The sequence below is a fragment of the Streptomyces nymphaeiformis genome (genome assembly GCF_014203895.1).
In the GTDB taxonomy this organism is placed as follows: Bacteria; Actinomycetota; Actinomycetes; order Streptomycetales; family Streptomycetaceae; genus Streptomyces; species Streptomyces nymphaeiformis.
Map to the genome: position 1 here is coordinate 633,420 of NZ_JACHJY010000004.1, position 25,824 is coordinate 659,243.

General features: G+C 72.2%; 27 protein-coding genes, 2 tRNA genes and 1 pseudogene. 15 read left to right on the top strand and 15 right to left on the bottom strand.

Annotated elements, in window-relative coordinates; translation table 11 throughout:
* Positions 1-217: 217 nt before the first annotated feature.
* Positions 218-290, top strand: a tRNA-Arg gene (locus tag GGE06_RS17005).
* A 110-nt stretch (positions 291-400) separates the two neighbouring features.
* On the opposite strand, the gene GGE06_RS17010 is transcribed toward GGE06_RS17005, so the two are convergent.
* Together GGE06_RS17010 and sigJ are read right to left on the bottom strand one after the other, a co-directional pair.
* On the bottom strand, positions 401-1,588 hold the full coding sequence (locus GGE06_RS17010) for an NAD(P)/FAD-dependent oxidoreductase (protein ID WP_116159877.1): 1,188 nt from the start codon (positions 1,586-1,588) through the stop codon (positions 401-403).
* A gap of 92 nt (positions 1,589-1,680) precedes the next feature.
* Positions 1,681-2,628 (bottom strand): RNA polymerase sigma factor SigJ, encoded by a 948-nt coding sequence (gene sigJ / locus GGE06_RS17015; protein ID WP_116159876.1) that lies wholly within the window; start codon positions 2,626-2,628, stop codon positions 1,681-1,683.
* A gap of 153 nt (positions 2,629-2,781) precedes the next feature.
* Here sigJ and GGE06_RS17020 point away from each other — a divergent pair, with 153 nt between their 5' ends.
* Positions 2,782-3,591, top strand: a complete 810-nt coding sequence (locus tag GGE06_RS17020) for a BRO-N domain-containing protein (RefSeq protein ID WP_116159875.1) — start codon at positions 2,782-2,784, stop codon at positions 3,589-3,591.
* Here GGE06_RS17020 and GGE06_RS17025 read toward each other — a convergent pair.
* On the bottom strand, positions 3,576-3,980 hold the full coding sequence (locus GGE06_RS17025; protein WP_116159874.1) for a hypothetical protein: 405 nt from the start codon (positions 3,978-3,980) through the stop codon (positions 3,576-3,578). The genes GGE06_RS17020 and GGE06_RS17025 overlap by 16 nt on opposite strands.
* Before the next feature lie 27 nt (positions 3,981-4,007).
* On the opposite strand from GGE06_RS17025, the gene GGE06_RS17030 reads away from it, so the two are divergent.
* From GGE06_RS17030 to GGE06_RS17070, 9 genes are all read left to right on the top strand, one after another.
* Positions 4,008-4,874 (top strand): DUF2797 domain-containing protein, encoded by an 867-nt coding sequence (locus GGE06_RS17030; protein WP_184931179.1) that lies wholly within the window; start codon positions 4,008-4,010, stop codon positions 4,872-4,874.
* Positions 4,875-4,948: 74 nt separating this feature from the next.
* A complete protein-coding gene (locus GGE06_RS17035) occupies positions 4,949-5,284 on the top strand; it encodes an antibiotic biosynthesis monooxygenase family protein (RefSeq protein WP_116159872.1) in 336 nt (111 codons plus the stop codon).
* A complete protein-coding gene (locus GGE06_RS17040; protein WP_116159871.1) occupies positions 5,277-6,149 on the top strand; it encodes an amidohydrolase family protein in 873 nt (290 codons plus the stop codon). Before GGE06_RS17035 ends, GGE06_RS17040 begins: the two co-directional genes overlap by 8 nt.
* Positions 6,150-6,235: 86 nt before the next feature.
* The gene (locus GGE06_RS17045) at positions 6,236-6,991 is read left to right on the top strand and encodes a response regulator transcription factor (RefSeq protein WP_116165411.1); all 756 of its coding nucleotides are present in this window, start codon (positions 6,236-6,238) and stop codon (positions 6,989-6,991) included.
* A 5-nt stretch (positions 6,992-6,996) separates the two neighbouring features.
* A complete protein-coding gene (locus tag GGE06_RS17050) occupies positions 6,997-8,565 on the top strand; it encodes a sensor histidine kinase (RefSeq protein ID WP_312883166.1) in 1,569 nt (522 codons plus the stop codon).
* Positions 8,566-8,590: 25 nt separating this feature from the next.
* A complete protein-coding gene (locus GGE06_RS17055; RefSeq protein ID WP_116159869.1) occupies positions 8,591-9,850 on the top strand; it encodes a bifunctional glycosyltransferase family 2/GtrA family protein in 1,260 nt (419 codons plus the stop codon).
* Positions 9,847-12,090 (top strand): ArnT family glycosyltransferase, encoded by a 2,244-nt coding sequence (locus GGE06_RS17060; protein WP_184931180.1) that lies wholly within the window; start codon positions 9,847-9,849, stop codon positions 12,088-12,090. Before GGE06_RS17055 ends, GGE06_RS17060 begins: the two co-directional genes overlap by 4 nt.
* Positions 12,091-12,166: 76 nt before the next feature.
* Positions 12,167-13,669: an MFS transporter gene (locus GGE06_RS17065; protein WP_116159867.1), complete on the top strand. Its 1,503-nt coding sequence runs from the start codon at positions 12,167-12,169 to the stop codon at positions 13,667-13,669.
* Positions 13,670-13,704: 35 nt separating this feature from the next.
* Entirely contained in the window at positions 13,705-14,490 is a 786-nt protein-coding gene (locus GGE06_RS17070; RefSeq protein WP_116159866.1) for a TetR/AcrR family transcriptional regulator, read from the top strand.
* 87 nt (positions 14,491-14,577) lie between these two features.
* On the opposite strand, the pseudogene GGE06_RS17075 reads toward GGE06_RS17070, so the two are convergent.
* Both GGE06_RS17075 and GGE06_RS17080 read right to left on the bottom strand, forming a co-directional pair.
* A pseudogene (locus GGE06_RS17075) lies at positions 14,578-16,092 on the bottom strand (MDR family MFS transporter); the annotation flags it as partial.
* A gap of 90 nt (positions 16,093-16,182) precedes the next feature.
* Positions 16,183-16,626 (bottom strand): MarR family winged helix-turn-helix transcriptional regulator, encoded by a 444-nt coding sequence (locus tag GGE06_RS17080; RefSeq protein WP_184931181.1) that lies wholly within the window; start codon positions 16,624-16,626, stop codon positions 16,183-16,185.
* 158 nt (positions 16,627-16,784) lie between these two features.
* Between GGE06_RS17080 and GGE06_RS17085 the strand changes: the two genes are divergently transcribed.
* On the top strand, positions 16,785-17,018 hold the full coding sequence (locus GGE06_RS17085) for a hypothetical protein (protein WP_116159863.1): 234 nt from the start codon (positions 16,785-16,787) through the stop codon (positions 17,016-17,018).
* 86 nt (positions 17,019-17,104) lie between these two features.
* Here GGE06_RS17085 and GGE06_RS17090 read toward each other — a convergent pair whose 3' ends face one another.
* On the bottom strand, positions 17,105-17,740 hold the full coding sequence (locus GGE06_RS17090) for a TetR family transcriptional regulator (protein ID WP_116159862.1): 636 nt from the start codon (positions 17,738-17,740) through the stop codon (positions 17,105-17,107).
* A gap of 48 nt (positions 17,741-17,788) precedes the next feature.
* On the opposite strand from GGE06_RS17090, the gene GGE06_RS17095 reads away from it, so the two are divergent.
* A complete protein-coding gene (locus GGE06_RS17095; RefSeq protein ID WP_184931182.1) occupies positions 17,789-18,712 on the top strand; it encodes an oxidoreductase in 924 nt (307 codons plus the stop codon).
* A gap of 144 nt (positions 18,713-18,856) precedes the next feature.
* Positions 18,857-19,339, top strand: a complete 483-nt coding sequence (locus GGE06_RS17100; RefSeq protein WP_221518130.1) for a hypothetical protein — start codon at positions 18,857-18,859, stop codon at positions 19,337-19,339.
* 64 nt (positions 19,340-19,403) lie between these two features.
* Here GGE06_RS17100 and GGE06_RS17105 read toward each other — a convergent pair whose 3' ends face one another.
* The 9 genes from GGE06_RS17105 to GGE06_RS17145 all read right to left on the bottom strand — a co-directional run bounded on the left by GGE06_RS17105 (position 19,404) and on the right by GGE06_RS17145 (position 24,989).
* Positions 19,404-20,195 carry a hypothetical protein gene (locus GGE06_RS17105; RefSeq protein ID WP_221518131.1) on the bottom strand — a complete coding sequence of 264 codons (792 nt, stop codon included), beginning with the start codon at positions 20,193-20,195 and terminating at the stop codon, positions 19,404-19,406.
* Positions 20,196-20,245: 50 nt separating this feature from the next.
* Positions 20,246-21,178: an RNA polymerase sigma factor SigF gene (locus GGE06_RS17110; protein ID WP_116159859.1), complete on the bottom strand. Its 933-nt coding sequence runs from the start codon at positions 21,176-21,178 to the stop codon at positions 20,246-20,248.
* A gap of 235 nt (positions 21,179-21,413) precedes the next feature.
* Entirely contained in the window at positions 21,414-22,259 is an 846-nt protein-coding gene (locus tag GGE06_RS17115; protein WP_116165409.1) for an RNA polymerase sigma factor SigF, read from the bottom strand.
* Positions 22,260-22,480: 221 nt separating this feature from the next.
* On the bottom strand, positions 22,481-22,774 hold the full coding sequence (locus GGE06_RS17120) for a Dabb family protein (protein ID WP_116159858.1): 294 nt from the start codon (positions 22,772-22,774) through the stop codon (positions 22,481-22,483).
* Between the two features lie 9 nt (positions 22,775-22,783).
* Positions 22,784-22,948: a hypothetical protein gene (locus GGE06_RS17125; protein WP_181924568.1), complete on the bottom strand. Its 165-nt coding sequence runs from the start codon at positions 22,946-22,948 to the stop codon at positions 22,784-22,786.
* Between the two features lie 407 nt (positions 22,949-23,355).
* A tRNA-Ser gene (locus GGE06_RS17130) sits at positions 23,356-23,440 on the bottom strand.
* A gap of 79 nt (positions 23,441-23,519) precedes the next feature.
* Positions 23,520-23,948, bottom strand: coding sequence for a tRNA adenosine(34) deaminase TadA (gene tadA / locus GGE06_RS17135; RefSeq protein ID WP_221518243.1), 429 nt, complete (start codon positions 23,946-23,948; stop codon positions 23,520-23,522).
* 77 nt (positions 23,949-24,025) lie between these two features.
* Entirely contained in the window at positions 24,026-24,562 is a 537-nt protein-coding gene (locus tag GGE06_RS17140; RefSeq protein WP_116159856.1) for a tRNA adenosine deaminase-associated protein, read from the bottom strand.
* A 217-nt stretch (positions 24,563-24,779) separates the two neighbouring features.
* Positions 24,780-24,989, bottom strand: coding sequence for a hypothetical protein (locus GGE06_RS17145; protein WP_116165408.1), 210 nt, complete (start codon positions 24,987-24,989; stop codon positions 24,780-24,782).
* A 92-nt stretch (positions 24,990-25,081) separates the two neighbouring features.
* Between GGE06_RS17145 and upp the strand changes: the two genes are divergently transcribed.
* On the top strand, positions 25,082-25,717 hold the full coding sequence (gene upp / locus GGE06_RS17150) for a uracil phosphoribosyltransferase (RefSeq protein WP_017240523.1): 636 nt from the start codon (positions 25,082-25,084) through the stop codon (positions 25,715-25,717).
* Positions 25,718-25,824: the final 107 nt, after the last annotated feature.

A 25,824-nucleotide genomic window follows, 5' to 3' on the forward strand; every position in this document is an offset into this window, starting at 1 on the left:
GTGACCCCGGTCTCTTTCCGCTCGTTTTCGGTGCGCGAAGCACTCCCGCTCCGCCCCGGAGCCCCTCCGTCCGCCTCGCTCGCGCATCACGTTTCCGCAGGTCAGAAGGGGTGGAGCCAATGGATTTCACATGACGGCGGGACTCATGTAATGTTCTTCCTGTCGCCGGGACAGCGGGCCGAAAGGGCCGGGAAACGGAGACAAGAACTAAAAACAAGCACTCGTAGCTTAACGGATAGAGCATCTGACTACGGATCAGAAGGTTGCAGGTTCGAATCCTGCCGAGTGCACAGAGACAAGAGGCCCGGACGAGAGTCCGGGCCTCTTGCGTTGTCGGGTGGGAGTCGGGGCGGCGGCCGCGGTGGGCGCTCTTGTGGGGAGCGCCCGGCCGCGGGCGTGGTCAGGCCGTGGCCTCGGCGGGGGCGGGCCGGGTGGTGAGGACGTGGCGGCGGCGGGTGGGGATGCCCATCTTCGGGTTGGCCACGCCCCAGGCCGCGCCCTTGCAGATCAGTTCCTTGTAGCGCGCGGCGAGCCGGCCCGTCAGGGCGGCGCCGACCGAGCGGTCGTCGGCGGTGACGTACTGGATGAGGCCTTCCCTGCGGCCCAGCGAGATGCACTGGTTGAAGTAGCGCAGCGGCGTCTTCGGGAGCTTGCCGCCGGTCAGGCGGGCCGCGATGGCGTCGGCCGCCTGCCAGGCCATGGGGGTGCCCGAGGCGCACGACATCCGCAGCGGCTTGTCGCCCGGGCCCATGGCCCGGGCCGCGTCCCCGACGGCGTACACGTCGGGGTGGGAGACCGAACGCATGGTCCCGTCGACGACGATCTGGCCGGTCTCGGTGACGTCCAGGGTGGTGGCGCGGGCGATCGGGTGGACCGCGAAGCCGGTCGTCCAGACGGTGGCCGCGGCCGGGACGGAGCCCTCGGGGGTGGTGACGCGGTCCGCCTCGACGGCCGTGACCGAGGTGTTCTCGAGTGCGGTGATGCCGAGGTCCGCGAAGACCTTCCGCACGTGCCGGCGGCCCTTCTCCGAGAGCCAGTCGCCGAGTTCGCCGCGGGCGGCCAGCGTGACGGCCAGGTCCGGGCGGGCCTCCGCGATCTCCGTGGCGGCCTCCAGGCCGGTGAGGCCGCCGCCGACGACGACCACGCTCCGTCCGGCCTCCAGGGAGGCCAGGCGCTCGCGCAGCCGGAGCGCCCCCGGGCGGCTGGAGAGCTCGTGGGCGTGCTCGGCGGTGCCGGGGACGCCCTGGGTGTTCCAGCCGCTGCCGAGGGCGTACACGAGGGTGTCGTAGGCCAGGTCCTCGGCGCCGGTTCCCGTCGTGACGGAGACGGTCCTGCGCTCGGCGTCGACCGCCGTCACCGTCGCCAGCTTCAGCTCGACGCCCGTACCCGCGAACATCTCGCTGAAGGGCCGGTGCACGAGCTCCTGGCCGACCGCCAACTGGTGCAGCCTGACCCGCTCGACGAAGTCGGGCTCGGCGTTGACGAGGGTGATGGCGACGTCCTCGCGGTGGAGCTGCTTGGCGAGGCGCCCGGCGACGATGGCTCCGGTGTAGCCGGCCCCGAGGACGATGATCCGGTGCTGCTGCATGTCCCTGCTCCTGTCTCGCGTGGTTTCGCCCCTTGAACCGGGCAGCCCCGCGATCCCTGACAGGTGAGTGATGTGACCTGGGTCACATGCTTCTAGAAGGCTGCCGTCAGCAGCGGGGCGCCGTGCTCCGACGCCGCCCAGTGCCTCGTCGCGCGCTCGAGCTTGTCGGGGTTGACCTGGTTGCGGAAGGCCGTGATGCCCTCGGCCGTGACCTCCAGGCACATGACGCCGACGACCCGGCCGTCAAGGACCGCCACGATCGCCGGGACGCCGTTGGCGGTCGTCGCGTAGACGTCGGGCGAACCGCCGATGACCTTGCGCTTGGCGATGCCGGGCTTGAAGAGGCCCCGCATGAACGTCGCGACCGCGAGCGCGCCCTCGAACGCGCGGGCGCGCGCCGGGACCTTGCCGCCGCCGTCGCCGATCGAGACGGCGTCGCCCGTGAGCAGCCGTACGAGCGGCTCGGTGCGGCCGCTGGTGGCGGCCGCGAGGAACTCCTCGACGATCCGCCGGGCCTCGGCCTCGTCGATCTCGGTGCGGGCCTTGCCGGAGGCGACGTGCTTCTTGGCGCGGTGGAAGATCTGCTGGCTGCCGGCCTCGGTGATGTCGAGGATCTCGGCGATCTCCCGGTGCGGGTAGTCGAAGGCCTCCCGGAGCACGTACACCGCGCGCTCGTTGGGGGAGAGGCGCTCCATGACGGCGAGGACGGCGTACGAGACGGATTCGCGCTGCTCGGCGGTGTCGGCGGGGCCGAGCATCGGGTCGCCGGCGAGCAGCGGTTCGGGCAGCCACTCGCCCACGTAGGTCTCGCGGCGGGCGCGGGCCGAGGTGAGCTGGTTGAGGCACAGGTTGGTGAGGACCTTGGTCAGCCAGGCCTCGGGGACCTCGATGAGGTCGACGTCGGCGGCCTGCCAGCGCAGGAAGGTGTCCTGCACGGCGTCCTCGGCCTCGCTCGCCGAGCCGAGCAGGCGGTAGGCGATCGCCTCCAGGCGGGGCCTGGAAGTCTCGAACCGGTCCACGTCGTCCATGGTCAGCACCATGGTGCGGATTTTAGTGCGGTCGGGGTGCGCGCGGGCGACCGGCCGCCGACCGGTTCCTGACCTGGGGACCCTCCCCTTTTGGGTGAACCTGTCTGATTTGCATGTCAGTTGAATATGCCCTCGGCCTAGCTTGCGAGGCGGAGGTGATGATCGATGGACGCGATCGACATCGATGACCTGGTGCACGCCGCCACCGGAGCCCGCCTGCGGCGGCTGACCGCGCCGGACGGGACCCACTGGTTCCCGGTGGTGGACGTGGCGAAGCGGCTGGGGTACGCGGGGACGCGGGAGGCGCTGCGGACCGTGACGCTCCCCGAGGAGTGCCTGGCGGCGGCGCGGGACCTGGGCGGGGACGGGATCAGGGCCTCGGGGATCCGGGCCTCGACGCGGATGGTGAGCCTGGAGGGGCTCGTCCAGCTCGTCGGGGCGTGCCGGACCCCGGAGGCCGGGCCGTTCCGGGCGTGGACGGCGGGGGTCGTGGCGGCGGTCCAGCGATACGGCGGATACGGGCTCGAACCCTCGCCGGTGCACGCCGGGTTCCTGCTGCCGCCGGAGCTCGTCGACGTCCTCGTACGGCTCGAAGGGCGATTCGACGAGCAGTCCCTCGCGTACGCCGAGCACGCGGAGCTGCTCCGCGAGACCCGGCAGAGCCTCTCCAGGGTCGCCGACTCCCTGGAGAGGCTCGCCGTGCCCCGCCAGCGCACCGGCGCCGCCGTCACGCTCACCCCGCAGGCGCTCGTGGAGTCCTGGGCCATCACCGGCGACATGCGGACGGTCGCCTCCTGCCTGGCGCCCGCGCTCGTACGGGGCGGGGTGCGCTACCGCCCCCAGGACGTCACCCACCGCACCGGCCTCTCCTGCGAACGCGTCCGCGCCTGCGTCCGCCTCCTCCTGGAACGCGGCTACATGCGCGAGGTGGGCACCCCGGCCCCGGACGGCACCCGCATCTACGTGCTGCCGTGACCCGCCGGGCCCACCGCCACCACCTGGTACGCGTCCGCGTACACGATCCGCCCCGGGTCCGCCGACTCCAGGCGGACGCACGGCACGCCGTGGTCCCGCAGGATGCGCAGGTACGGGGCGACCCGGGCCAGCGCCTCGGCCGCCGTCGGCAGGAACCAGGCGGCGGCCCCCGGGTTCACCGCCGGGTCGTAGACCGTCGGGTCCACGGCCGCCGGGTTCGGGAAATGCGCGTCGTACCAGTCGTTCGAGGCGCGCCAGATCGTCCACTCCTCGGGGGAGAGCCTTCCTTCCCCGGCCAGGGCGTTGGCCAGGCCGAAGACGCCGGGGTGGTGGCCGCGCGGGCCTCTCGTCGGGGACTGGAAGCGGATGTGGCGGAGACTGGGTGGCATGCGGGGAGCTTAGGGAGGCGCGGCGGCGTGGAGTGGCGGGTTCGGGGGATCGGGTGGGGTGGTGGGGCGCCCGGGCTGCGGTGGCGGGGTGGGCGCGTCAGCGCGCTCGTGTACGGGCAGCGGCTCGCCTTCCGGGTCGTCGGGGTCCGACGGTGCCCCGGGGCCCGGGGGAACCCCTGCCCCCTGGACGCCGTCGTGCCCGGGCGGGCCACCGGCGGGCGGTGTCCCGAGTGCGCGCGGCTCGACCGGGCCCACTCCGTCGCGGCCGACACGATCGCCGACGACCCGCAGCCGTACCGCGTCTACCTGGCCTGGTTCGGGCCCGGGATGACCAAGGTGGGGATCACCGCCGAGGCCCGCGGCGACGCCCGGCTCCTGGAGCAGGGCGCCGTCGCCTTCAGCTGGCTCGGCCGGGGCCCGCTCATGGCCGCCCGGCGCACCGAGGAGGTGCTGCGGCAGGCCCTCGGCGTGCCCGACCGGGTGGCGTACGAGCGGAAGAGGGCCGCCCGGCACGCCCTGCCGCCCGCCGGGGACCGGGCCCGCGAGGTCGAGGAGCTGTACCGGCGCGCCCGCGCGGTCGGCGGCTGGACGGAGACCCTGGATCCGCTGGAGTTCGCCGCGCACGACCACGTGGGGGTCTTCGGTCTCGACGGGCTGCCGCGCCTCGACGGCACGGTCGCCGAGCTCGTCGACGGCGGCGTCGTCGCCGGGCGGCTGCTCGCCGCCGCCGGGCCCGACCTGCACCTCCTCGCCCCCGACGGGCGCTGCCTCGCCCTCGACACCCGGCTCATGGGCGGCTGGGTCCTGGAGCCGGCCGGGGAGGAGAGTGCCTTCACCGTGCCGGTCGTTCCCCGGACCGGGGTCGATTCCGCTGCGCAGGAAGGGCTGTTCTGAGGCTTCGTAAAGTCTTGGATCCCTTTGGCCGGGGGCCGTGGACATCCCCCGGCCCGCCCCGCGAGGGTGATCACATGACCCAGAAGCTCGTGGCGGGCATCGAACCGCCTTACTACACCGCTGTCTTCACGTCCGTCCGTCCCGAGTCCCCCGAGGGCTACGCCGAGACCTCCGTCCGCATGCAGGAGCTCGTCCGGGAGATCCCCGGCTTCCTCGGCTACGAGTCCGCCCGCACCCCCGGCGGCATCGGCATCACCGTCGGGTACTTCCGCGACCTGGAGTCCCTGGAGAGCTGGGCGCGGCACCCCGAGCACCGGGCGGCCAAGGAGTACGGCCGAGAGCACTGGTACGAGAGCTACAGCGTGCACATCGGGAAGGTCGAGCGCAGCTACGGGTACGCGCGTGACTAGCGAGAGCCGCGGAATCGTCGAGCGGCTCGGGATCCCCGGGCTCGTCGACGTGCACACGCACTTCATGCCGCAGAACGTCCTCGACAAGGTCTGGGCGTACTTCGACGCCGTCGGGCCCCTGACCGGCGTCGAGTGGCCCATCACCTACCGCGAGGAGGAGGAGCGCCGGCTCGCCCTCCTGCGCGGGTTCGGCGCGGTCGCCTTCACCGCGATGCTCTACCCGCACAAGCCCGGCATGGCCGCCTGGCTGAACTCCTGGGCCGCCGACTTCGCGGCCCGCACCCCCGACTGTCTGCACACGGCGACCTTCTACCCCGAGCCGGGCGTCGACGCGTACGTCCACCAGGCGCTCGGTGCCGGCGCCCGGGTCTTCAAGGTGCACCTCCAGGTCGGCGGCTTCGACCCGGCCGACACCGCGCTCGACGGCGCCTGGGGCGCCCTGGCCGACAGCGGCACCCCCGCCGTCGTGCACTGCGGCTCCGGTCCCAGCCCGGGGAACTTCACCGGCCCCGGGCCCATGGGACGGCTCCTCGCCCGGCACCCCCGGCTGCGGGTGATCGTCGCGCACATGGGGATGCCGGAGTACGGCGACTTCCTCGACCTGGCCGAGCGCTACGAGGGCGTCCACCTGGACACCACCATGGCCTTCACCGACTTCAGCGAGCGGCTCGCGCCCTTCCCCGAGGCCGAGCGCAAGCGGCTCCTCGACCTCGGTGACCGGATCCTCCTCGGCTCGGACTTCCCGAACATCCCGTATCCGTACGTCCACCAGCTCGACGCCCTCGAACGCCTGGGGCTCGGCGACGACTGGCTCCGGCGGGTCCTGTACGAGAACGGAGCCGCGATGTTTCACGTGAAACGGTGAGCCACTCACGTGCCTGAGGCCCTTTCTCAGGGAATTCACAGGAAAGGGAAAGAGGCCTCTCAGCGGCGGCCGCCACCGTGGGTGCCATGACCGTGACCACCCGAAGCACCGGCGCCCGCACCGGCACCCACGCCGACATGCTCCGCGCCGACGGCACCGCCGTCCGCGTCCTCGTCGTCGACGACGAGGCCTCGCTCGCCGAGCTGCTCTCCATGGCCCTGCGCTACGAGGGCTGGCAGGTCCGCAGCGCCGGGGACGGAGCCGCCGCCCTCCGTTCCGCGCGCGAGTTCCGGCCGGACGCCGTCATCCTCGACATCATGCTCCCGGACGCCGACGGGCTGAGCCTGCTCGGCTCGATCCGGCGTGAACTGCCCGACGTGCCCGTGCTGTTCCTGACGGCGAAGGACGCCGTCGAGGACCGCATCGCCGGGCTCACCGCCGGCGGCGACGACTACGTCACCAAGCCCTTCAGCCTGGAGGAGGTCGTGGCCCGGCTGCGCGGCCTCATCCGCAGGTCCGGGGCCGCGCAGACGCGCAGCGAGTCGCTGCTCGCCGTGGGCGATCTGACCCTGGACGAGGACAGCCACGAGGTGACGCGGGGCGGCGACTCCATCCACCTCACCGCGACCGAGTTCGAGCTGCTGCGCTACCTCATGCGCAATCCGCGCCGCGTGCTCAGCAAGGCGCAGATCCTCGACCGGGTCTGGTCGTACGACTTCGGCGGCCAGGCCAATGTCGTCGAGCTCTACATCTCCTACCTGCGCCGGAAGATCGACGCCGGACGCTCGCCGATGATCCACACCCGGCGCGGGGCCGGTTATCTGATCAAGCCCGGAGAGTAGCGTCCGTGCGCGTACGAAGAGGACGGCCCTGGTCGCTGCGGACGCGGCTCGTCGTCTCGGCGGTCGCGCTGATCGCGGTCGTCGCGACCGTGATCGGGACGGTGACGACCATCGCGTTCCGCTCGTACCTGTACGACCAGGCCGACGAGCAGGTCCACGCCGTCGCCGACCGGGCGGCCGGCCCGCCCGTCGCCGTGGCCCCCGTGCCCGGCCCGCTCGACCCGGTCGCCGAGAAGAAACCCCTCGCGTTCGTCGCGGGGCCCGGCGCCCCCCTCGGCACCCTCGGTGCGGTCATCGAGGACGGCGAGGTGACCTCGGCCGGGTACTCGAAGGAGGCCGGGGGCAGCGGGCCGTACGAGCGGAACATACGGGTCACCGAACTCGACGCGGCCCAGCGGGCCGCGCTCGCCGCCGTCCCCCGCGACGGCCGGCCGCACACCGTCGAACTGCCCGGCGGGCTCGGCTCGTACCGGGTCGAGTACGCCGCCGGGCTGCACGGCGAGTTCCTCACCGGCATCTCCCTCGCCGAGGTCGAGGACGCCCTCTCCACCCTCGTCCTCGTCGAACTGAGCGTCACCGGCGCCGGGCTCGTCGCGGCCTCGCTCGCCGGGACGGTGCTCGTCCGGATCGCCCTGCGCCCGCTGCGGCGGGTCGCCGGCACCGCACGTCAGGTCGCCCGGCTCCCGCTGCACAGCGGGGAGGTGGCGCTCCATCAGCGCGTCCCGGAGACGGAGGCCGACCCGCGCACCGAGGTCGGCCAGGTCGGCGCGGCCCTCAACCGCATGCTCGACCACGTCCACTCGGCCCTCGACGCCCGCCAGCAGAGCGAGACCCGGGTCCGGCAGTTCGTCGCGGACGCCAGCCACGAACTGCGCACCCCGCTCGCCTCGATCCGGGGATACGCCGAGCTCACCCGGCGCGGCCGCGAGGAGTGCGGCCCCGACACCCGGCACGCCCTCGGACGGATCGAGTCCGAGGCGACCCGGATGACGGGCCTGGTCGAGGACCTCCTGCTGCTCGCCCGGCTCGACGCCGGCCGCCCCCTCTCGTACGAGACCACCGACCTCGTCCCGCTCGTCGTGGACGCGGTCAGCGACGCCCGCGCGGCCGGGCCCGAGCACCACTGGCGCCTCGAACTGCCCACGGACGGCGCGGCCGTACGGGCCGACGGCGCCCGGCTCCAGCAGGTCCTGGTGAACCTCCTCGCCAACGCCCGTACCCACACCCCGCCCGGCACGAAGGTCACCGCCCGGGTCCGCACGGCGGCCCGCACGGAGCCCCGCACCGAGGTCCCGGACGTCCTCGTCGAGATCGAGGACGACGGCCCCGGTATCCCGCCCGAGCTGCTCCCCGCCGTCTTCGAGCGCTTCGCGCGCGGCGACGCCTCCCGCTCCCGGAACGCCGGATCCACCGGCCTCGGCCTCGCCATCGTCCGCGCGGTCGTGCTCGCGCACGGCGGCGAGGTGGGCGTCGAGAGCGCCCCCGGCCGGACCGTCTTCACCGTCCGGCTGCCGGCCGACCAGGACGCCGCACAGGACTCACAGGCAGGCCACAGGCTCATCACACAGCCGTGACAGCGGCCCCGGCGAGTGTCGGAGCATGCCAACCCAAACCCTCGGGGAAGCCCTCCCCGCCCGGGAGCACCTGCCGGTGAGCGACACCGGACGGCCCGTCCTGGACGTCGTGATCCCCGTCTACAACGAGGAGAAGGACCTGGAGCCGTGCGTCCGCCGGCTCCACGCGCACCTTCTGAGGACCTTCCCGTACGGCTTCCGCATCACCGTCGCCGACAACGCCTCCACCGACACGACGCCCGCCGTCGCCGCCGCCCTCGCGGCCGAGCTGCCCGAGGTGCGCTCCGCACGCCTCGAACAGAAGGGCCGCGGCCGGGCGCTGCGGACGGTGTGGTCGGCCTCGGACGCGCCCGTCCTCGCCTACATGGACGTGGACCTGTCCACCGACCTCAACGCCCTGCTCCCGCTGGTCGCGCCGCTCATCTCCGGCCACTCGGACCTGGCGATCGGCTCCCGGCTGTCCCGCTCCTCACGGGTGGTGCGCGGGCCGAAGCGGGAGTTCATCTCGCGCGCCTACAACCTGATCCTGCGCTCCTCGCTCGCCGCCCGGTTCTCCGACGCGCAGTGCGGCTTCAAGGCGATACGGCGGGAGGTCGCCGAGCGGCTCCTGCCGATGGTCGAGGACACCGGCTGGTTCTTCGACACCGAGATGCTGGTCCTCGCCGAGCGGGCCGGTCTGCGGATCCACGAGGTGCCGGTCGACTGGGTCGACGACCCCGACTCGACCGTCCACATCGTGCGGACGGCGACCGACGACCTGAAGGGCGTGTGGCGGGTGGGGCGGGCCCTCGCGACGGGTTCGCTGCCCCTGGACCGGCTCGCCCGGCCGTTCGGCGACGACCCCCGGGACCGTGACCTGAACGGGGTGCCCGGCGGCCTGGCCCGCCAGCTCGTCGGCTTCTGCGTGGTCGGGGTCCTGTCGACGCTCTTCTACCTCGCGCTGTACTCGGCCTTCCGGCTCGGCCTCGGCCCGCAGCTCGCCAACGCCGCCGCCCTCCTCGTCTCCGCCGTCGCCAACACGGCCGCCAACCGGCGCCTCACCTTCGGCGTGCGGGGCCGGGACCGGGCCGTCCGCCACCAGGCGCAGGGGCTCGTGGTCTTCGCCATCGGCCTCGCCCTGACCAGCGGTTCGCTCGCCGCCCTCGGCGCGGCGACCGGCGATCCGGCGCACTCCACCGAGCTCGCCGTCCTGATCGTCGCCAACCTCGCCGCGACCGTCCTGCGCTTCCTCCTCTTCCGGCTCTGGGTCTTCCCGGACCGCGCCTCAGCAAGGAACGAACGATGACCACTGCGCCCACCGCCGTCCACGCGGCGCCCCGCACCGGCCGGCTCGCCCGGCTGTGGCGCGGACGCGCCGAGGACGCCCCCTGGGTCCGGCCCGCCCTCCTCGCCCTGCTCGCCGCGACCGCGCTGCTCTACCTGTGGAACCTGAGCGCCTCCGGCTACGCCAACTCCTTCTACTCCGCCGCCGTCCAGGCGGGCTCCGAGAGCTGGAAGGCCTTCTTCTTCGGCTCCCTCGACGCGGCCAACGCCATCACCGTCGACAAGCCGCCGGCCGCGCTCTGGCCGATGGCCCTCTCCGTCCGCCTCTTCGGGCTCGGCTCCTGGCAGATCCTCGTGCCCGAGGTGCTCATGGGCGTGGGCACGGTCGCCGTGCTCTACGCGGCCGTCCGGCGCCGGTTCGGCGCGGGCGCCGGTCTGATCGCGGGCGCGGTCCTCGCGCTGACGCCGGTCGCCGCGCTGATGTTCCGCTTCAACAACCCGGACGCGCTGCTCGCGCTGCTCATGACGGTCGCGGTGTACTGCGTGCTCCGTGCCCTGGAGCGGGAGTCGGGCAGCGCGAAGTGGCTGGTGTGGGCCGGGGTCGCCCTGGGCTTCGCGTTCCTCGCGAAGACCCTCCAGGCCTTCCTGATCCTGCCGCCGCTCGCCCTCGTGTACGTGGCGTGCGCGCCGGGCGGCTTCGTGCGGCGGCTCGGCCGCCTCGCCCTCGGCGGGCTCGCGATGCTCGTCTCGGCGGGCTGGTGGGTGGCCCTGGTCGAGCTGTGGCCGGCGTCCTCCCGTCCGTACGTCGGAGGCTCGCAGCACAACAGCTTCCTGGAGCTGACCTTCGGCTACAACGGCCTCGGCCGCATCAACGGCGACGAGGTCGGCAGCGTCGGCGGCGGGGGCCGGGGCGGTGCGGGCGGTCCCGGCGGGACGGCCGAGAACCTGCCGGTCGGCCTTGAACTGCCCGGCCGCCCCGGCGGCGGTGGTGGCGGTGGCTGGGGCGAGACCGGGATCGGCCGGATGTTCAACGAGGCGGTGGGCGGTCAGATCTCCTGGCTGCTGCCGGCCGCGCTGCTCCTGCTGCTCGCCGGACTCGTCGTCACCTGGCGGGCGCCCCGGACGGACACGGCGCGGTCCGCGTTCCTGGTGTGGGGCGGTTCGCTGCTCACGACGCTGGCCGTGTTCAGCTTCATGGCCGGCATCTTCCACGAGTACTACACGGTGGCCCTGGCCCCGTACCTCGCGGCGCTGATCGGCATGGGCGCGGCGGTGCTGTGGGAGGAGCGGACGAGGTGGCCCGCCTCGGCGGCGCTCGCGGCGGTGGTGGCGGTGACGGCCTGGTGGGCCTGGACGCTGCTCGGCCGTACGCCGGACTGGCTGCCGTGGCTGCGCTGGACGGTCCTGGTGGCCGGTGCGGTGGCGGCGCTCGGGCTGCTCTTCGCGGGCCGGGTCGACCGGCGCCTCGGCCTCGCGGTGGCGGGCCTGGGCCTGGCGGCGGGGCTCGCGGGGCCGTTGGCGTACACCGTGGTGACGGTGGACGCCGGGCACCAGGGCTCGATCGTGACGGCGGGCCCGGGTGGCGCGATGGGCGGCGGCCGGGGGCCGATGAACGGCCGGGTGGCCTTCGGCCCGATGCCGGGCGGCCAGAATCCGGTCGGCGGCCAGGCCCCGGGCGGCGGCGGTCAGATGCCCGGCAACGGACAGGCCCCCGCCAACGGACAGGCCCCCGGCAACGGACAGGCCCCCGCCAACGGACAGGCCCCCGCCAACGGACAGGCCCCCGCCAACGGACAGGCCCCCGGCACCGGCCGGCAGCCCCCCGGCACCGGCCGGCCCGTCGGCGGCGGCCCCGGCAGCCGACAGGCCGGCATGTACGTCGGCGGCGGCCCCGGCGGTCTGCTCAACGGCGCGAGCGTCGATACGAAGGCCAGGGAGGCCCTGCTCAAGGAGGCCGACGACTACACCTGGGTCGCGGCGGCCGTCGGCGCGCAGAACGCGGCCAGCTACCAGCTCGCCACCGGGAAGCCCGTCATGGCGATCGGCGGCTTCAACGGCAGCGACCCGTCCCCGACGCTCGACCAGTTCAAGCGCTACGTCGCCGAGGGGAAGATCCACTACTTCGTCTCGTCCGACCGCATGCAGATGGGCGCCGCCGGCGGCTCCGGCGCGAGCTCCGAGATCTCCGCCTGGGTCACGGCCACCTTCGAGAAGGTCACCGTCGGCAGCTCCACCTTCTACGACCTGACCGAGCGGAAATAATCCCTATACAGCGTACGAGAGTCCTTGTACGGTGTACGAGCCTTGACCTCGTACACCGTACAAGGAGTCGCTCCCCATGCCAGCAACCACCGGCAGCCATCCCCAGCGCTGGCTGATCCTCGGCGTCATCTGCCTCGCCCAGCTCACCGTCCTGCTCGACAACACCGTCCTCAGCGTCGCCATCCCCTCGCTGACCTCCGAGCTCCACGCGTCCACCACCGACATCCAGTGGATGATCAACGCGTACTCGCTCGTCCAGTCCGGCCTGCTGCTCACCGCCGGCAACGCCGCCGACCGCTACGGCCGCAAGAAGATGCTCGCCGCCGGTCTCGCGCTCTTCGGCCTCGGCTCGCTCGCCGCCGGCCTCGCCGGCTCCACCGCGCAGCTGATCGCCGCCCGCGCGGGCATGGGCGTCGGCGGCGCGCTCCTGATGACCACCACCCTCGCCGTCGTGATGCAGATCTTCGGCGACGAGGAGCGGGTCAAGGCCATCGCGATCTGGGCCACCGTCGCCTCCCTCGGCTTCGCCGGCGGCCCGCTGATCGGCGGCGTGATCCTGAACCACTACTGGTGGGGAATGATCTTCCTGATCAACATCCCGGTCGCGGTCGTGGCGCTCGTCGCCGTCCTCAAGCTCGTCCCCGAGTCCAAGAACCCCCAGGGCGAGCGCCCCGACCTGCTCGGCGCGCTGCTCTCCACCATCGGCATGACCTCCACCGTGTACGCGATCATCACGGGCCCCGCGCACGGCTGGACCTCGGCCGAGGTGCTCGTCCCGGCCGCGATCGGCGCCGTCGTCCTCGCCGCCTTCGCGCTGTGGGAGCTGCACACCCCGTACCCGATGCTCGACATGCACTTCTTCCGCAACGAGAAGTTCGTGGGCGCGGTCGCCGGCGCGATCCTGGTCATGTTCGGCATGGGCGGCTCGCTCTTCCTGCTCACCCAGCACCTGCAGTTCGTCCTCGGCTACGAGCCCCTCGAAGCCGGTCTGCGGATGGCGCCGCTCGCGCTGACCGTCGTCGCGCTCAACCTCACCGGTGTCGGCCCGCGGATCGTGATGAAGCTCGGCACCTCGCCCACGGTGGCCGTCGGCATGACCCTGGTGGCGGCCGGGCTCGCCTCGATCGCCCTGCTCGGCGGCGGCACGGACGGCACCTACTGGGGCATGCTCCTCGGCCTGGTCCTGATGGGCATCGGCCTCGCCGTCGCCAACCCCGCCATGGCCAACGCGATCATGAGCGCGATCCCGCCGGAGAAGGCGGGCGTGGGCGCCGGCATCAACGGCACCCTGGCCGAGTTCGGCAACGGTCTGGGCGTCGCCGTCCTCGGCGCCGTGCTCAACGCCCGCTTCGCCGCGCTCGTCGCCGTGACCGCGAGCTCGCTCCCGGCCGCGCTGGCCGCCGCGGGCGGCGAGGCCGAGCGGCGGCAGATCTCCGACGCCTTCGCCACCGGCCTCCAGACCAGCCAGCTGGTCGGCGCGATCGCCGTCTTCGCCGGCGGTCTGCTCGCGGCGGCTCTGCTCAAGCGGGCCGAGCGCGCCGAGAAGGCCCTGGCCGCCGAGCAGCCGGTCGCTGCCTAGCATGGTGACGGACAGCTGACAGACGGAGGAACGCGATGGTCAAGGCAGCCGATCGGGCCAAGAACCCGGCGCGTTCCAGCGTGTGGCTGGAGAAGCGGGCCACCCGCAGCGGCGGCGGTCCGGCCGGTCTCGACCGGGACCGGATCGTCGCAGCCTCGATCCGGATGCTCGACGAGGAGGGCCTCGCCAAGCTGTCGATGCGCAAGCTCGCGACCGAGCTGGGCGTCACGGCGATGTCCCTCTACTGGTACGTGGACACCAAGGACGACATCATCGAGTTCGCCATGGACAGCGTCTACGGCGAGTTCGACCTGGCGGCGATCGACGCCGCCCGGGACTGGCAGGACCGGATCCGCGTCCTCGCCCGGGAGTACCGGGCGATGCTGGTCCGCCACACGTGGATGTCGCCGAGCGCCGGCCAGTACCTGAACATCGGCCCGAACGCGATCGCCGTCGCGTACAAGATCCAGCAGGCGATCAGCGACACCGGCCTCTCGCTGGACCGGCAGCCGGGCGCGATGTCGGCGGTCTTCCAGTTCGTGTACGGCTACGGGACGATCGAGTCCCAGTTCGGCCGGCGCGCGGCGGAGGCCGGGATGTCGCAGGACGAGTTCTACGTGGACTCGGTGAAGGCCTTCCGGGACGACCCGGAGTTCAGCCCCCAGATCGAGGGCATGCAGGAGATCCTCGACGAGCGCGCCTCGCACGGCAGCGTCGGCGCCATCTGGGACCGCGACTTCGACCACGCCCTGGACGTCCTGATCGCCGGCATCGAGGTCATGGTCGCGCGCGAGGCCGAAGGCGCCCGACGGCAGAAATGACGGAGCGGCGGGCCGTCCCCTGCCCGCCGCTCCGTACCGGACCCGGCCGCGCCTCCGCTCGAAGCACGCCCGGGAGCTCTGTTACTCGGCTTCCGCCTTCGTCGCGTTGCTCTTCAGCGCGACCTCCTTGATGAACAGCGTCACCACGAAGGCGAGCAGCGCGAACGGCGCCGAGTAGAGGAAGACGTCGCCGACGCCGTGCCCGTACGCGTCCTCCATGACCGTGCGGATCGGGGCCGGCAGCTTGTCCATGTCCGGGATGCCACCGCCCGAGCCGCCCTGGCCCATGGCCGCCGCGGCCTTCGGGCCGAGCGCCGCCAGGCCCTCCTTGACGTAGTCCGTGACCCGGTGGGCCATGACCGCGCCGAGCGCCGAGACGCCGACCGCACCGCCCAGGGAGCGGAAGAAGGTGACGACGGAGGAGGCGGCGCCGAGGTCGGCGGGGGCCACCTGGTTCTGGGTGCAGAGCACCAGGTTCTGCATCATCATGCCGAGGCCGAGGCCGAGGACCGCCATGAACAGCGCGATGTGCCAGTACGCCGTGTCGTAGCGGATCGTGCCGAGCAGGCCGAGGCCGCCGGCCGCCAGGGCGCCGCCGCTGACCAGCCAGGCCTTCCAGCGGCCGGTCTTGGTGATGATCAGGCCGGAGACGGTCGAGGAGACGAACAGGCCGCCGATCATCGGGATGGTGAGGACGCCGGACATCGTCGGCGACTCGTTCCGCGCCAGCTGGAAGTACTGGCTGAAGAAGACCGTGCCGGCGAACATCGCGACACCCACGAAGAGCGAGGCGAGCGAGGCGAGGGTGATCGTGCGGTTGCGGAACAGGCGGAGCGGGATGATCGGCTCGCTCGCCTTCGACTCGACGAGCACGAAGACCCCGCCGAGGGCGATCGCGCCGAGGACCATGACGGCCGTCTGCCAGGACATCCAGTCGTACTTGTCGCCCGCGAAGGTGACCCAGACGAGCAGCAGGGAGACGGCGGCGCTGATGAAGAAGGCGCCGGCCCAGTCGACCTTGACCTCACGCTTCACGACGGGGAGCTTCAGGGTCTTCTGCAGGACGATCAGGGCGATGATCGCGAAGGGCACGCCGACGTAGAAGCACCAGCGCCAGCCGAGCCAGTCGGTGTCGGTGATGACGCCGCCGAGCAGGGGGCCGCCGACGGTGGCGACGGCGAAGGTCGCGCCGAGGTAGCCGCTGTAGCGGCCGCGCTCACGCGGGGCGATCATCGCGGCCAGGATGATCTGGGAGAGGGCGGTCAGACCGCCGACGCCGATGCCCTGGACCACACGGCAGGCGATGAGCATGCCGGTGCTCTGCGAGAGGCCGGCGACGATCGAGCCCGTGACGTAGACGATCAGGGCTATCTGGACGAGCAGCTTCTTGGAGAAGAGGTCGGCGAGCTTGCCCCAGAGCGGGGTGGTCGCGGTCATCGCCAGGAGGGAGGCGGTGACCACCCAGGTGTAGGCGGACTGGCCGCCGTCCAGGTCGGTGATGATCTGGGGGAGGGCGTTGGAGACGATCGTCGAGGACAGGATGGCGACGAACATGCCGAGCAGCAGCCCGGACAGCGCCTCCATGATCTGCCGGTGGGTCATGGGGGCGCCGCCGGAGGTGTCCCCCTCCTTGGCGCTCCCGCCGCGCACACCGGTCTCGGGTGTGGTCGTAGCCATCAACTTCCTTCGTTCTCAAGCGTGGTGGGCCCGGCAGTCCCCGAAGGAATCGCGGAGGCGGGCGAGCAGGGTGGTGAGCTGTTCGACGTCTTCGTCGGACCAGTCCGCGAGCGTGTGGGCGAGCATGGCGGTCAGCCGTCGGTCGAGCGTGGCGAGCATGTCCGCGCCCGCCGGGGTCAGATGGAGGATGCGGGAGCGCTTGTCGGACGGGTCGGGCAGGCGCTCGACCCATCCGCGGTCCACGGTGTGGGCCACGTGACGGCTGCCGACCGAGAGGTCGACGGCCATCAGTTCCGCCACCCGGCTCATCCGTACGTCCCCGTGGTGGTTCAGCAGGGCGAGGACGATCGCGGATCCGCTGGGACAGTCGGCGGGCAGGGTCCGCGCGAGTCCGCGCTTCACCGCTCCGACGGCGCTCACCTGGCGGGCGAGGTTCTCGTACCGATTGCCTCTGTCCATCGGGCACCCCATTGATGTTGTTGCTTAGGGCAACCATAGAGATGGATGGTTGCTTCAGGCAAACTAAATCGGTCAAACGGCGCTAAAGAATCGGCAAAGCCGGGTCGCCGGAGCCGGGGCTTGGGCCCCCCAGCCCGACTTCGCTAGGGTCCTGGCCCATGGCACACAACCCCCAAGCACCGTACGGCCAGGGCCAGCCCCCGCAGGGCCCCGAGGGTTACGACCCCGCCGGCAGCACGCAGATGTTCCGCGCCTTCGTCGACGAGGGCACCCCGCAGCGACAGCAGCCGCAGGCCGTGGCCGCGTCGGGCGGCCCCCGGGTCGGCCTGATCGTGGGCGTCGTCGCGGTGATCGCCGTCCTGGCGGTCGCCGCCTGGCTGGCGCTGGGCTGACCGCTCCGTACCCCCGTCGTGGTGGGCCGGTTCCGCAGTGAGCGGACCGGTCCACCTTTCTTCTGCCCGCTCTTCTTCTGCCCGCTCTACGCGATGGCGTCCAGGGAGGGCGCGAGCACCGCGAAGGCCTCCCCGATCAGCGCGGCCGGGTCCTCGGCGGCCTCGGAGTCGCCACCCTCGCTCCACCGGTGCAGTACGGCGTCGAACGCGGCCAGCGCCATGCCCGCCGCGAGCCGGGGGTAGAGGTCGGTCCCGGGGTCGCGCCCGAGCCGGGCCGCCAGCTCCTCCGTCAGCTCCTCGCGCCACCGGGCCTGGTGCTCGAGGAAGCGGGCGAGCAGCGCGGGCGTCCGCAGGATCAGCCTGACCACCGGAAGGGCGCGCTCGGCGTGCTCGCCGCAGGCGGCCAGCGGTACGGAGACGGTGTGCAGCAGCGCCTCGGAGGGGCGCTCCCCGGCGGGCCGGGCGGCGAGCCCCGCGCGCATGTCGGCACCCATCCCGGCCAGGAACTGGACGACCACGTCCTCCTTGGACGCGAAGTACCGGAAGAAGGTCCGCTTGGAGACCCCGGCGGTGGTCGCGATCTCGTCGACGGTCACCGCGTCGAAGCCCCGGAGGGCGAGCAGCTGGAGTGCCGCCTCGGTGAGCTCGGTCGCGACGAGCTGGCGTTTGCGCTGGGCGAGGGTGGTCACGGTCCGATGGTAACGCGGTGCCGCCCATGGCATTCACGGACACGCTTGACACTCGGTGACACGAACGGCAACGTGTGCCGTATGACTGACAAGCAGCGCTGGACCGCCGACCTGATCCCGGACCAGACCGGACGGGTCTTCGTCGTCACCGGGGCCAACAGCGGCCTCGGCCTGGCCACCACCCGCGAGCTCGCCCGCCGGGGCGGGCGCGTCATCCTCGCGGTGCGGGACGAGGAGAAGGGCCGCCGCGCCGTCGAGGGCCTCGACGTCGACGCGCGCCTCCTCGCCGTACGCCGGATCGACCTCGCCGACCTCGACTCGGTGCGCGCCTTCGCCGACCGCCTGCGCGCGGAGCAGCCGCGCCTCGACGTGCTCGTCAACAACGCGGGCGTCATGGCGCCGCCCCGCACGCTCTCGCCCCAGGGCCACGAGATCCAGTTCGCCGCCAACCACCTCGGCCACTTCGCGCTCACCGGCCTGCTGCTCGACCTGCTCGCCGCCGGAAAGGCCCCCCGGGTCGTCACGGTCAGCTCGATCAACCACCGGCAGGGCAGCCTCCGCTTCGACGACCTGAGCGGCGAGCGCGGCTACTCGCCCATGGGCTTCTACAACCAGTCCAAGTTCGCCAACGCCGTCTTCGGCGCGGAGCTGCACCGCCGCCTGACCGCGGCCGCGAGCCCGGTCCGCAGCGTGCTCGCCCACCCCGGCTACACGGCCACGAACCTGCAGATGAAGGACACCTCCGGTCTGGCGAAGCTGTTCTTCGGACGGGTCGGCAATCCGCTGCTCGCCCAGCGTCCGGAGCGGGGCGCGCTGCCCCAGCTGTACGCGGCGACCGACGCGTCCGTCGTGGGCGGGGAGTTCATCGGCCCGGACGGCATGGGCGAGCTGCGCGGGGCCCCGACCCGGGTGCGCCTCTCGGACGCGGCGGGCGACCCCGGGACGGGCCGCAGGCTCTGGGAGGAGTCGGAGCGCCTGACGGGGGTGCGCTTCCCCGCGCTCTGACCCCGGTGATTCCGGGGCCCGGCCTTTGTCCGGTTCCGCCACCCTTTCTGCCTGGTCGGTCCTCGGCGGCCCGAGAAGGATGAGACGGCAGTTGCACGTACCACCAAGCCATATACATGGAAAGGGTGAAACATGCTTCACCGCATGCTGGCCGCGTCCGCGGCCGCCGTCTGCCTGCTCGGTGTCGGGACGGTGCAGGCCAACGCGGCGACCGCCGCTCCGGTCGCCCGGACGCAGGCCGACCTCCCGCCGGGCTGCGGCACGGGCGGCGAGCTCGAAGGCTTCCGTCAGCAGATCGTCCGGCGCGCCTACTCCGAGACCCGCCTGATCTGGAACTACTGCGCCGTGGACAAGAAGGCGACGGGTATGGCCTTCGACATCAACGGCGGCAAGGTGAACGCCGTGTGGATCGACAAGGCCGCCACGGGCCCCAACCCGACCAGCTGGACCGGTCCGTACGGCAAGAAGCTGCGCACCACCTTCTCGTTCGTCGGTACCAGCAGCGTGGCCTACGGCAGCGACTGGATGCGCACCTGTTCCGACGTGACGACGCCGGTCGGCACCCACGTCGTCGAGTGCACCAACTGGTACCAGCCGAGCACGATGTTCACGCCCGTCCCCGACTAGAGGTCCCCTGACCGAAGGTCCGTGGATGACGGCCGGCCGGATCCTCCGGCCGGCCGTTCGCGTGTCAGGACCAGGCCGCCGTGACCTGCCGGGTGTCGACGGTCATCCCCAGCGGGACCCGCCACGACTCCACGCAGACGGTGTACGTCCGCGTGCGCGCCGCCCCGGCGGCGATCGGCGCGGGAAGGGGCTGGTTGCTGGTGAACGTGCCCCAGTCGGTGCCGAGCAGGCCGATGACGTGGGTCGCGAACGTGACCGTGCCCGAGGTGGCGGGGGAGCCGCCGGTGTTGCGGAAGGTCACGGTGACCCGCTGGCACCAGCGGTGGTCGCCGGCCGCGAGGCCGGGCGTGGAGACGGTGAGCACGGCGGGCCCGGGCGGGGTGGTCGGCGCGGGTGGGGTCGGGGGCGTGCCGGTGCCGGTGCCGGGCGGCGTGGGTCCCGGTGTCGTGGAGGGGGTACGGGGCGGGGTGCCGCCGCCTCCGCGACCGGGCGCGGTCGTCGGGGCCGTACCGGACCCCGTGCCCGTGTTCGTGCGGGAGGATCCGGGGGTGTCGGGGGTTCCGGCGGCCGCCGAGGTCCCCGACGGGCCCGGAGAAGCCCCGTTCCGGCCCGTGGGAGGCGCCCCGGGCAGCCCGGACGGCCCCGGGGACGGGGAGGACGTGCTGGACGTCGTCCCGCTCTCCGAGGGCTCCAGGGGGACCAGGGTGACCACGCCCGAAGGGGCGACCGCGCCCTTCGGGGAGGGGCCGGCGCCGACCGCCGCGTACCCCTCGCCGTCCCCTCCGCTGCCGCACGCGGTCAGCGCCCCGCCGAGGCAGAGCGCCACCGCCACGAGTCCCGGCTTCCTGCGCCACATGCGCCCCAGTCTGGCTGACGTGGCGTCAACAGGGCGGGGTTTTGCGGAAGTCAGTCCGAGATGAGGCCTTCGCGCAGCTGGGCGAGGGTGCGGGTGAGGAGCCGCGAGACGTGCATCTGGGAGATGCCGACCTCCTCGCCGATCTGCGACTGCGTCATGTTCGCGAAGAAGCGGAGCATGATGATCTGCCGCTCCCGGGGCGGGAGTTTGGCGAGCAGCGGCTTGAGCGACTCGCGGTACTCGACGCCTTCGAGGGCGGTGTCCTCGTAGCCGAGGCGGTCCGCGAGCGAGCCCTCGCCGCCGTCGTCCTCGGGCGAGGGGGAGTCGAGCGAAGAGGCGGTGTACGCGTTGCCGACGGCGAGGCCGTCGACGACGTCCTCCTCCGACACCCCGAGCACAGCGGCGAGTTCGGGCACGGTGGGGGAGCGGTCGAGCTTCTGCGCGAGCTCGTCGCTGGCCTTGGTGAGGGCGAGGCGCAGCTCCTGGAGGCGGCGCGGGACCCGCACCGACCACGAGGTGTCGCGGAAGAAGCGCTTGATCTCGCCGACGACGGTCGGCATTGCGAACGTCGGGAACTCCACGCCCCGTTCGCAGTCGAACCGGTCGATCGCCTTGATCAGGCCGATGGTGCCGACCTGGACGATGTCCTCCATCGGCTCGTTGCGGGAGCGGAAGCGGGCCGCCGCGTACCGCACGAGCGGGAGGTTGAGCTCGATGAGGGTGTCGCGGACGTAGGTCCGCTCCGGGCTGTCGGCGGCGGCGCCCTCGGCGTCGAGGGCGCGCAGCCGCAGGAAGAGGGAGCGCGAGAGGGTGCGGGTGTCGAGGGCGCCGGGGGAGACGAGCATCGGCGGAGGCGCGGTCTCGGTGGTCTCAGCGGTGTTCACGGTCTCCGTGCTGTCGGTCGCGGTCGGCGCGGTCGTCTGCACGGGCACGGGAACGGGCGTGAGCGTGAGCACCTTCGAGCTGCCCAGTTCTGTGGACATGCCACCCCCTTGAGGTCGCGGACGGTCGCGGTGGCCGCGACCATCTGAGGAACGCAGCCACCACCTGAATACCGGCGGCGGGGCTGCGGCAAACTCGGTTCCAGCAGAATGTCACATGTCGGCAACACGCTGTAGTGACTTGTCGACACGGCGAGGTGACATATCCGCAGGAAACAAGGGGTGTACGGCATTTGAGGCGCCGTCGAACTGCTCCGAACCGGTCTACCCGTTCCGGTTACGCCTCGATCCTGTTTGCGGATCTCAAGCGGGCGAAGCTGCGGGCGAGGAGTCTTGACACGTGCATCTGGGAGACGCCGAGCTCCTGGCTGATCTGAGACTGGGTCAGGTTGCTGTAGTAGCGCAGCATCAGGATCCGCTGCTCGCGCTCGGGCAGCTGGACGAGCAGGTGCCGGACGAGGTCGCGGTGCTCGACGCCGGCCAGGGCGGGGTCCTCGTAGCCGAGCCGGTCGAGCAGCCCGGGCAGCCCGTCGCCCTCCTGCGCGGCCTCCAGGGAGGTGGCGTGGTACGAGCGGCCGGCCTCGATGCAGGCGAGCACCTCGTCCTCGCCGATCCGCAGCCGCTCGGCGATCTCCGCGGTCGTGGGGGAGCGGCCGTGGGCGGTCGTCAGGTCCTCGGTGGCGCCGTTCACCTGGACCCAGAGCTCGTGCAGCCGGCGCGGCACGTGCACGGTCCTGACGTTGTCGCGGAAGTACCGCTTGATCTCGCCGACGACGGTGGGCATCGCGAAGGTGGGGAACTGGACGCCCCGGTCGGGGTCGAAGCGGTCGATCGCGTTGATGAGGCCGATGGTGCCGACCTGGACGACGTCCTCCATCGGCTCGTTGCGGGAGCGGAAGCGGGCCGCCGCGTACCGCACGAGGGGCAGGTTGGCCTCGATGAGCGCCCCGCGCACCCGGTGGTGTTCGGTGGTGCCCGGCTCCAGGTTCTTGAGCTCCCCGAAGAGCACCTGGGTGAGGGCCCGGGTGTCGGCGCCGCGCGTGCTCTGGGGCCGCGGACGCGGAGCCTCCGGCCCGGCCGCCTCGTGCTGGGGCGGGACCTGAGGTGCTGTACTGGCCGGCACGTTCACGCCACCCCTTTGGCTGGTCTTGCTGGTCGACTGGGTAACTGGGTCAACTACGGTCAACTCATCCGTCAAAAGCGGTCATAGCATCACAAGACATGTCCACTGTGTGCAAGCACCGCATACTGACGTGTTGAGGGCATGGTGGCGGAAAAAGGGGAGGTCACGCACGGAAAAGGCCCCCCGCCGCGACGGCAGGGGGCCTCGGGGTGAAGAGAGGACTAAAAGGCGTAGTCCGCGATCACCCAGGTGGAGAACTCGCGCCACTGGGCGACGCCGTCCTGGTGCGCGGGGTGGTCCAGGTAGCGCTGGAGCGCGTCCGTGTCCTCGACGGCCGAGTTGATGGCGAAGTCGTACGCGATCGGCCGGTCCGTGATGTTCCAGTCGCACTCCCAGAACCTCAGCTCCGGAATCTGCCCGCCGAGCGCACGGAACGCCTCGACGCCGGCGACCACGCGCGGCTCGTCGCGCGAGACGCCGTCGTTGAGCTTGAAGAGGACCAGATGGCGGATCACGGTGGGCTCCTAGTTCACGAGCTCGGTCATGAACTGACCGACGCCCTGGGCGGCGCTGGAAATGCCCTCGAACCCTACCTGGACCAGGTCGGCGGCCCGGGCGGGGGAGTTGACGATCGTGTACAGCACAAAGACCACGACCGCGTAGAGCGCGATCTTCTTCGCCTGCGCCATCTGTCCGGCCCTCCCCTGTTCCCCGCCGTACGACCGCGCCACTCTAACCGAGGCCTTATGGACCAAGGGCCCGGAGATCCGGGCCTTTCGCCGTCCCCCGGAAGGGTGACGGCAGAGCAGTATGGATGTCGAGCCCGGCGGATCTGGCAGGAATCCGCGGGACTCGAAGGAACCGGACCGCACTGCGGGGTCCGCGCCGCGAGCTTCCCCCCTGACCGTGGCGCAGGACTTGTCGGACCGGTTCTCATCGGGGGGAGCGGCTTGTCCCCCCGATGCCGTTCCCCCCGTCCTACGTGAGAAGGCCCCGGCCGCGTGACGAGCGCGACCGGGGCCTTTCCCGTACGGACCGGGGATACGGGGATACGCCGAAGGGCCCGGCGCTGATGCGCCGGGCCCTTCGATCGAAGCGGTAGCGGAGGGATTTGAACCCTCGGTGACTTGCGCCACACTCGCTTTCGAGGCGAGCTCCTTCGGCCGCTCGGACACGCTACCGAGAGAGAGCTTAGCCGAAGTTGGCCCTGGCATGAAATCCGTATCGAAGACCAGGTCGGAGCAGGGGTCGGCGGGTGCGTCAGCGGCTGCGGAAGAAGGCCGTCAACTGCGCCGCGCACTCCTCGCCGAGGACGCCCTGGATCACCTCGGGGCGGTGGTTCAGCCGGCGGTCCCGTACGAGGTCCCAGAGCGAACCGGTCGCGCCCGCCTTCTCGTCGAGCGCCCCGAACACCACCCGCTCGACGCGCGACTGGACGAGTGCGCCGGCGCACATCACGCACGGCTCCAGGGTCACGACGAGCGTGCAGCCCGTCAGCCGCCACTCGCCGGTCGCCGCGGCCGCCCGGCGCAGGGCGAGCACCTCGGCGTGCGCGGTGGGGTCGCCGGTGGCCTCCCGCTCGTTGTGCGCGCGGGCGATCACCGTGCCGTCCGGGCCGAGCACGACCGCGCCGACCGGTACGTCACCGGCCGGCGCGGCCGCATCGGCCTCGGCGAGAGCGAGCCGCATGACGTCCCGCCAGGGGTCCCGCACGGGATCGCCCGGCGGTTCGGTCGTCGGTTCGGGTGCGGGTGCCGCGGCTGCCACTAGCGGACGGCCTCCAGGACCTCGGCTGCGCCCAGCGCGTCCGCGATCTCCGAGAGCGCGTCGGTGTCGAGGGCGAGCAGGTCCTCCGCCGACATCCCGAGGTCGGCCAGGATCAGCCGGTCGCCCACCGGGGCGGCCGGGACGGCCTCGGCGGCGACGGAGCCCGCCTCGTCGTCCTCGTCCGCGTCGGCGTCGAGCGGCTCCCCGTCCTCGGTGCCGTCCAGGTCCAGGTCGTCCAGGTCGTCGACCAGGTCGTCCAGGTCGTCGCCGAGGAGTTCCCGGGTGAGCATCTCCCCGTACGAGGAACGGGCGGCGGCGGCCCCGTCCGAGACGTAGATGCGAGGGTCTTCCTCACCCTCGATCCGGACGATCCCGAACCACGCGTCCTCCTGCTCGATGAAGACGATCACCGTGTCGTCGTCCGAGGCCTCACGGGCGAGCTCGGCCAGATCCGACAGGGTCTCCACGTCGTCGAGCTCCGTGTCGCTCGCTTCCCACCCGTCTTCGGTGCGCGCGAGCAGTGCGGCGAAGTACACCTGACTCTCTCCCACTGATCAGAGGTGTGACGTTCCGGCGGCGCGAGCCTGATGCCCCGCCCAATCGGCATCGTGACAGAAACGTCGCCGTCAGGAGAGGTCTTCGGCTCTTGCGTCGTGCATCAGTCTGAACGACCCCGCGATCGGGTGGGCGTGCGACCCCGGCGCACGAGGGGGGCGCATGGCCGGTTAGCGCTGCCCCGCTCCCCGTACGGCCTCACCAGCGGAAGGTCCGCATGCGCATGGCCTGGCGCATCCGGGCGGCCCGGGCGCGCCGCGGCTGCACGCGCTCGCGCAGCGCCTTGGCCTCGTTGAGCTCACGGAGGAACTGGGCGCGGCGCCTGCGGCGCTCCGCGTCGGTCTCCGGTGCCGGCGTGCGGACCGCCCCCTCGGCGGCCTCCTCGGCCGGTTCTTCCAGGTCGGGCATCGGCCACACCACCCCATCGCTGGGTCCCTGTGCCCCCACTCTGCCCCGGCGCCGTGGGTCGACGCCAGTGCTCGGCGGGCTACTGTTGAGTCATGCGTCTCCACGTCGTCGACCACCCCCTGGTCGCCCACAAGCTCACCACCCTGCGCGACAAGCGCACGGACTCCGCGACCTTCCGCCGTCTCGCCGACGAGCTGGTCACCCTGCTCGCCTACGAGGCCACCAGGGACGTGCGGACCGAGCAGGTCGACATCGAGACCCCCGTCACGCCCACGACCGGCGTGAAGCTGTCGCACCCGCGTCCGCTGGTGGTCCCGATCCTGCGCGCCGGGCTCGGCATGCTCGACGGCATGGTCCGGCTGCTCCCGACGGCCGAGGTCGGCTTCCTCGGCATGATCCGCAACGAGGAGACGCTGGAGGCGTCGACCTACGCGACGCGGATGCCGGAGGACCTCTCGGGCCGCCAGGTGTACGTCCTGGACCCGATGCTGGCGACCGGCGGCACGCTGGTCGCGGCGATCCAGGAGCTGATCAAGCGCGGCGCCGACGACGTGACCGCGGTCGTGCTCCTCGCCGCTCCGGAGGGCGTCGAGGTCATGGAGCGCGAGCTCGCGGGCACGCCGGTGACCGTCGTGACGGCCTCGGTCGACGAGCGCCTCAACGAGAACGGCTACATCGTCCCGGGCCTGGGCGACGCGGGCGACCGCATGTACGGCTCCGCCGAATAAGCAACAGCCGGCTCCGCCGAATAAGCAACAGCCGGCTCCGCCGAATAAGCAACAGCCGGCTCCGCCGAATAAGCAACAGCCGGCTCCGCCGAATAAGCAACAGCCGG

Excerpts from the sequence above, each read along its gene's own strand:
- GGE06_RS17010 (WP_116159877.1), bottom strand. The coding sequence starts at position 1,588 with ATGCAGCAGCACCGGATCATCGTCCTCGGGGCCGGCTACACCGGAGCC.
- sigJ (WP_116159876.1), bottom strand. The coding sequence starts at position 2,628 with ATGGTGCTGACCATGGACGACGTGGACCGGTTCGAGACTTCCAGGCCC.
- GGE06_RS17020 (WP_116159875.1), top strand. The coding sequence starts at position 2,782 with ATGGACGCGATCGACATCGATGACCTGGTGCACGCCGCCACCGGAGCC.
- GGE06_RS17025 (WP_116159874.1), bottom strand. The coding sequence starts at position 3,980 with ATGCCACCCAGTCTCCGCCACATCCGCTTCCAGTCCCCGACGAGAGGC.
- GGE06_RS17035 (WP_116159872.1), top strand. The coding sequence starts at position 4,949 with ATGACCCAGAAGCTCGTGGCGGGCATCGAACCGCCTTACTACACCGCT.
- GGE06_RS17045 (WP_116165411.1), top strand. The coding sequence starts at position 6,236 with ATGACCGTGACCACCCGAAGCACCGGCGCCCGCACCGGCACCCACGCC.
- GGE06_RS17055 (WP_116159869.1), top strand. The coding sequence starts at position 8,591 with ATGCCAACCCAAACCCTCGGGGAAGCCCTCCCCGCCCGGGAGCACCTG.
- GGE06_RS17060 (WP_184931180.1), top strand. The coding sequence starts at position 9,847 with ATGACCACTGCGCCCACCGCCGTCCACGCGGCGCCCCGCACCGGCCGG.
- GGE06_RS17065 (WP_116159867.1), top strand. The coding sequence starts at position 12,167 with ATGCCAGCAACCACCGGCAGCCATCCCCAGCGCTGGCTGATCCTCGGC.
- GGE06_RS17070 (WP_116159866.1), top strand. The coding sequence starts at position 13,705 with ATGGTCAAGGCAGCCGATCGGGCCAAGAACCCGGCGCGTTCCAGCGTG.
- GGE06_RS17080 (WP_184931181.1), bottom strand. The coding sequence starts at position 16,626 with ATGGACAGAGGCAATCGGTACGAGAACCTCGCCCGCCAGGTGAGCGCC.
- GGE06_RS17085 (WP_116159863.1), top strand. The coding sequence starts at position 16,785 with ATGGCACACAACCCCCAAGCACCGTACGGCCAGGGCCAGCCCCCGCAG.
- GGE06_RS17090 (WP_116159862.1), bottom strand. The coding sequence starts at position 17,740 with ATGCCATGGGCGGCACCGCGTTACCATCGGACCGTGACCACCCTCGCC.
- GGE06_RS17095 (WP_184931182.1), top strand. The coding sequence starts at position 17,789 with ATGACTGACAAGCAGCGCTGGACCGCCGACCTGATCCCGGACCAGACC.
- GGE06_RS17100 (WP_221518130.1), top strand. The coding sequence starts at position 18,857 with ATGCTGGCCGCGTCCGCGGCCGCCGTCTGCCTGCTCGGTGTCGGGACG.
- GGE06_RS17105 (WP_221518131.1), bottom strand. The coding sequence starts at position 20,195 with ATGTGGCGCAGGAAGCCGGGACTCGTGGCGGTGGCGCTCTGCCTCGGC.
- GGE06_RS17110 (WP_116159859.1), bottom strand. The coding sequence starts at position 21,178 with ATGTCCACAGAACTGGGCAGCTCGAAGGTGCTCACGCTCACGCCCGTT.
- GGE06_RS17125 (WP_181924568.1), bottom strand. The coding sequence starts at position 22,948 with ATGGCGCAGGCGAAGAAGATCGCGCTCTACGCGGTCGTGGTCTTTGTG.
- tadA (WP_221518243.1), bottom strand. The coding sequence starts at position 23,948 with ATGCGGCTCGCTCTCGCCGAGGCCGATGCGGCCGCGCCGGCCGGTGAC.
- GGE06_RS17145 (WP_116165408.1), bottom strand. The coding sequence starts at position 24,989 with ATGCCCGACCTGGAAGAACCGGCCGAGGAGGCCGCCGAGGGGGCGGTC.
- upp (WP_017240523.1), top strand. The coding sequence starts at position 25,082 with ATGCGTCTCCACGTCGTCGACCACCCCCTGGTCGCCCACAAGCTCACC.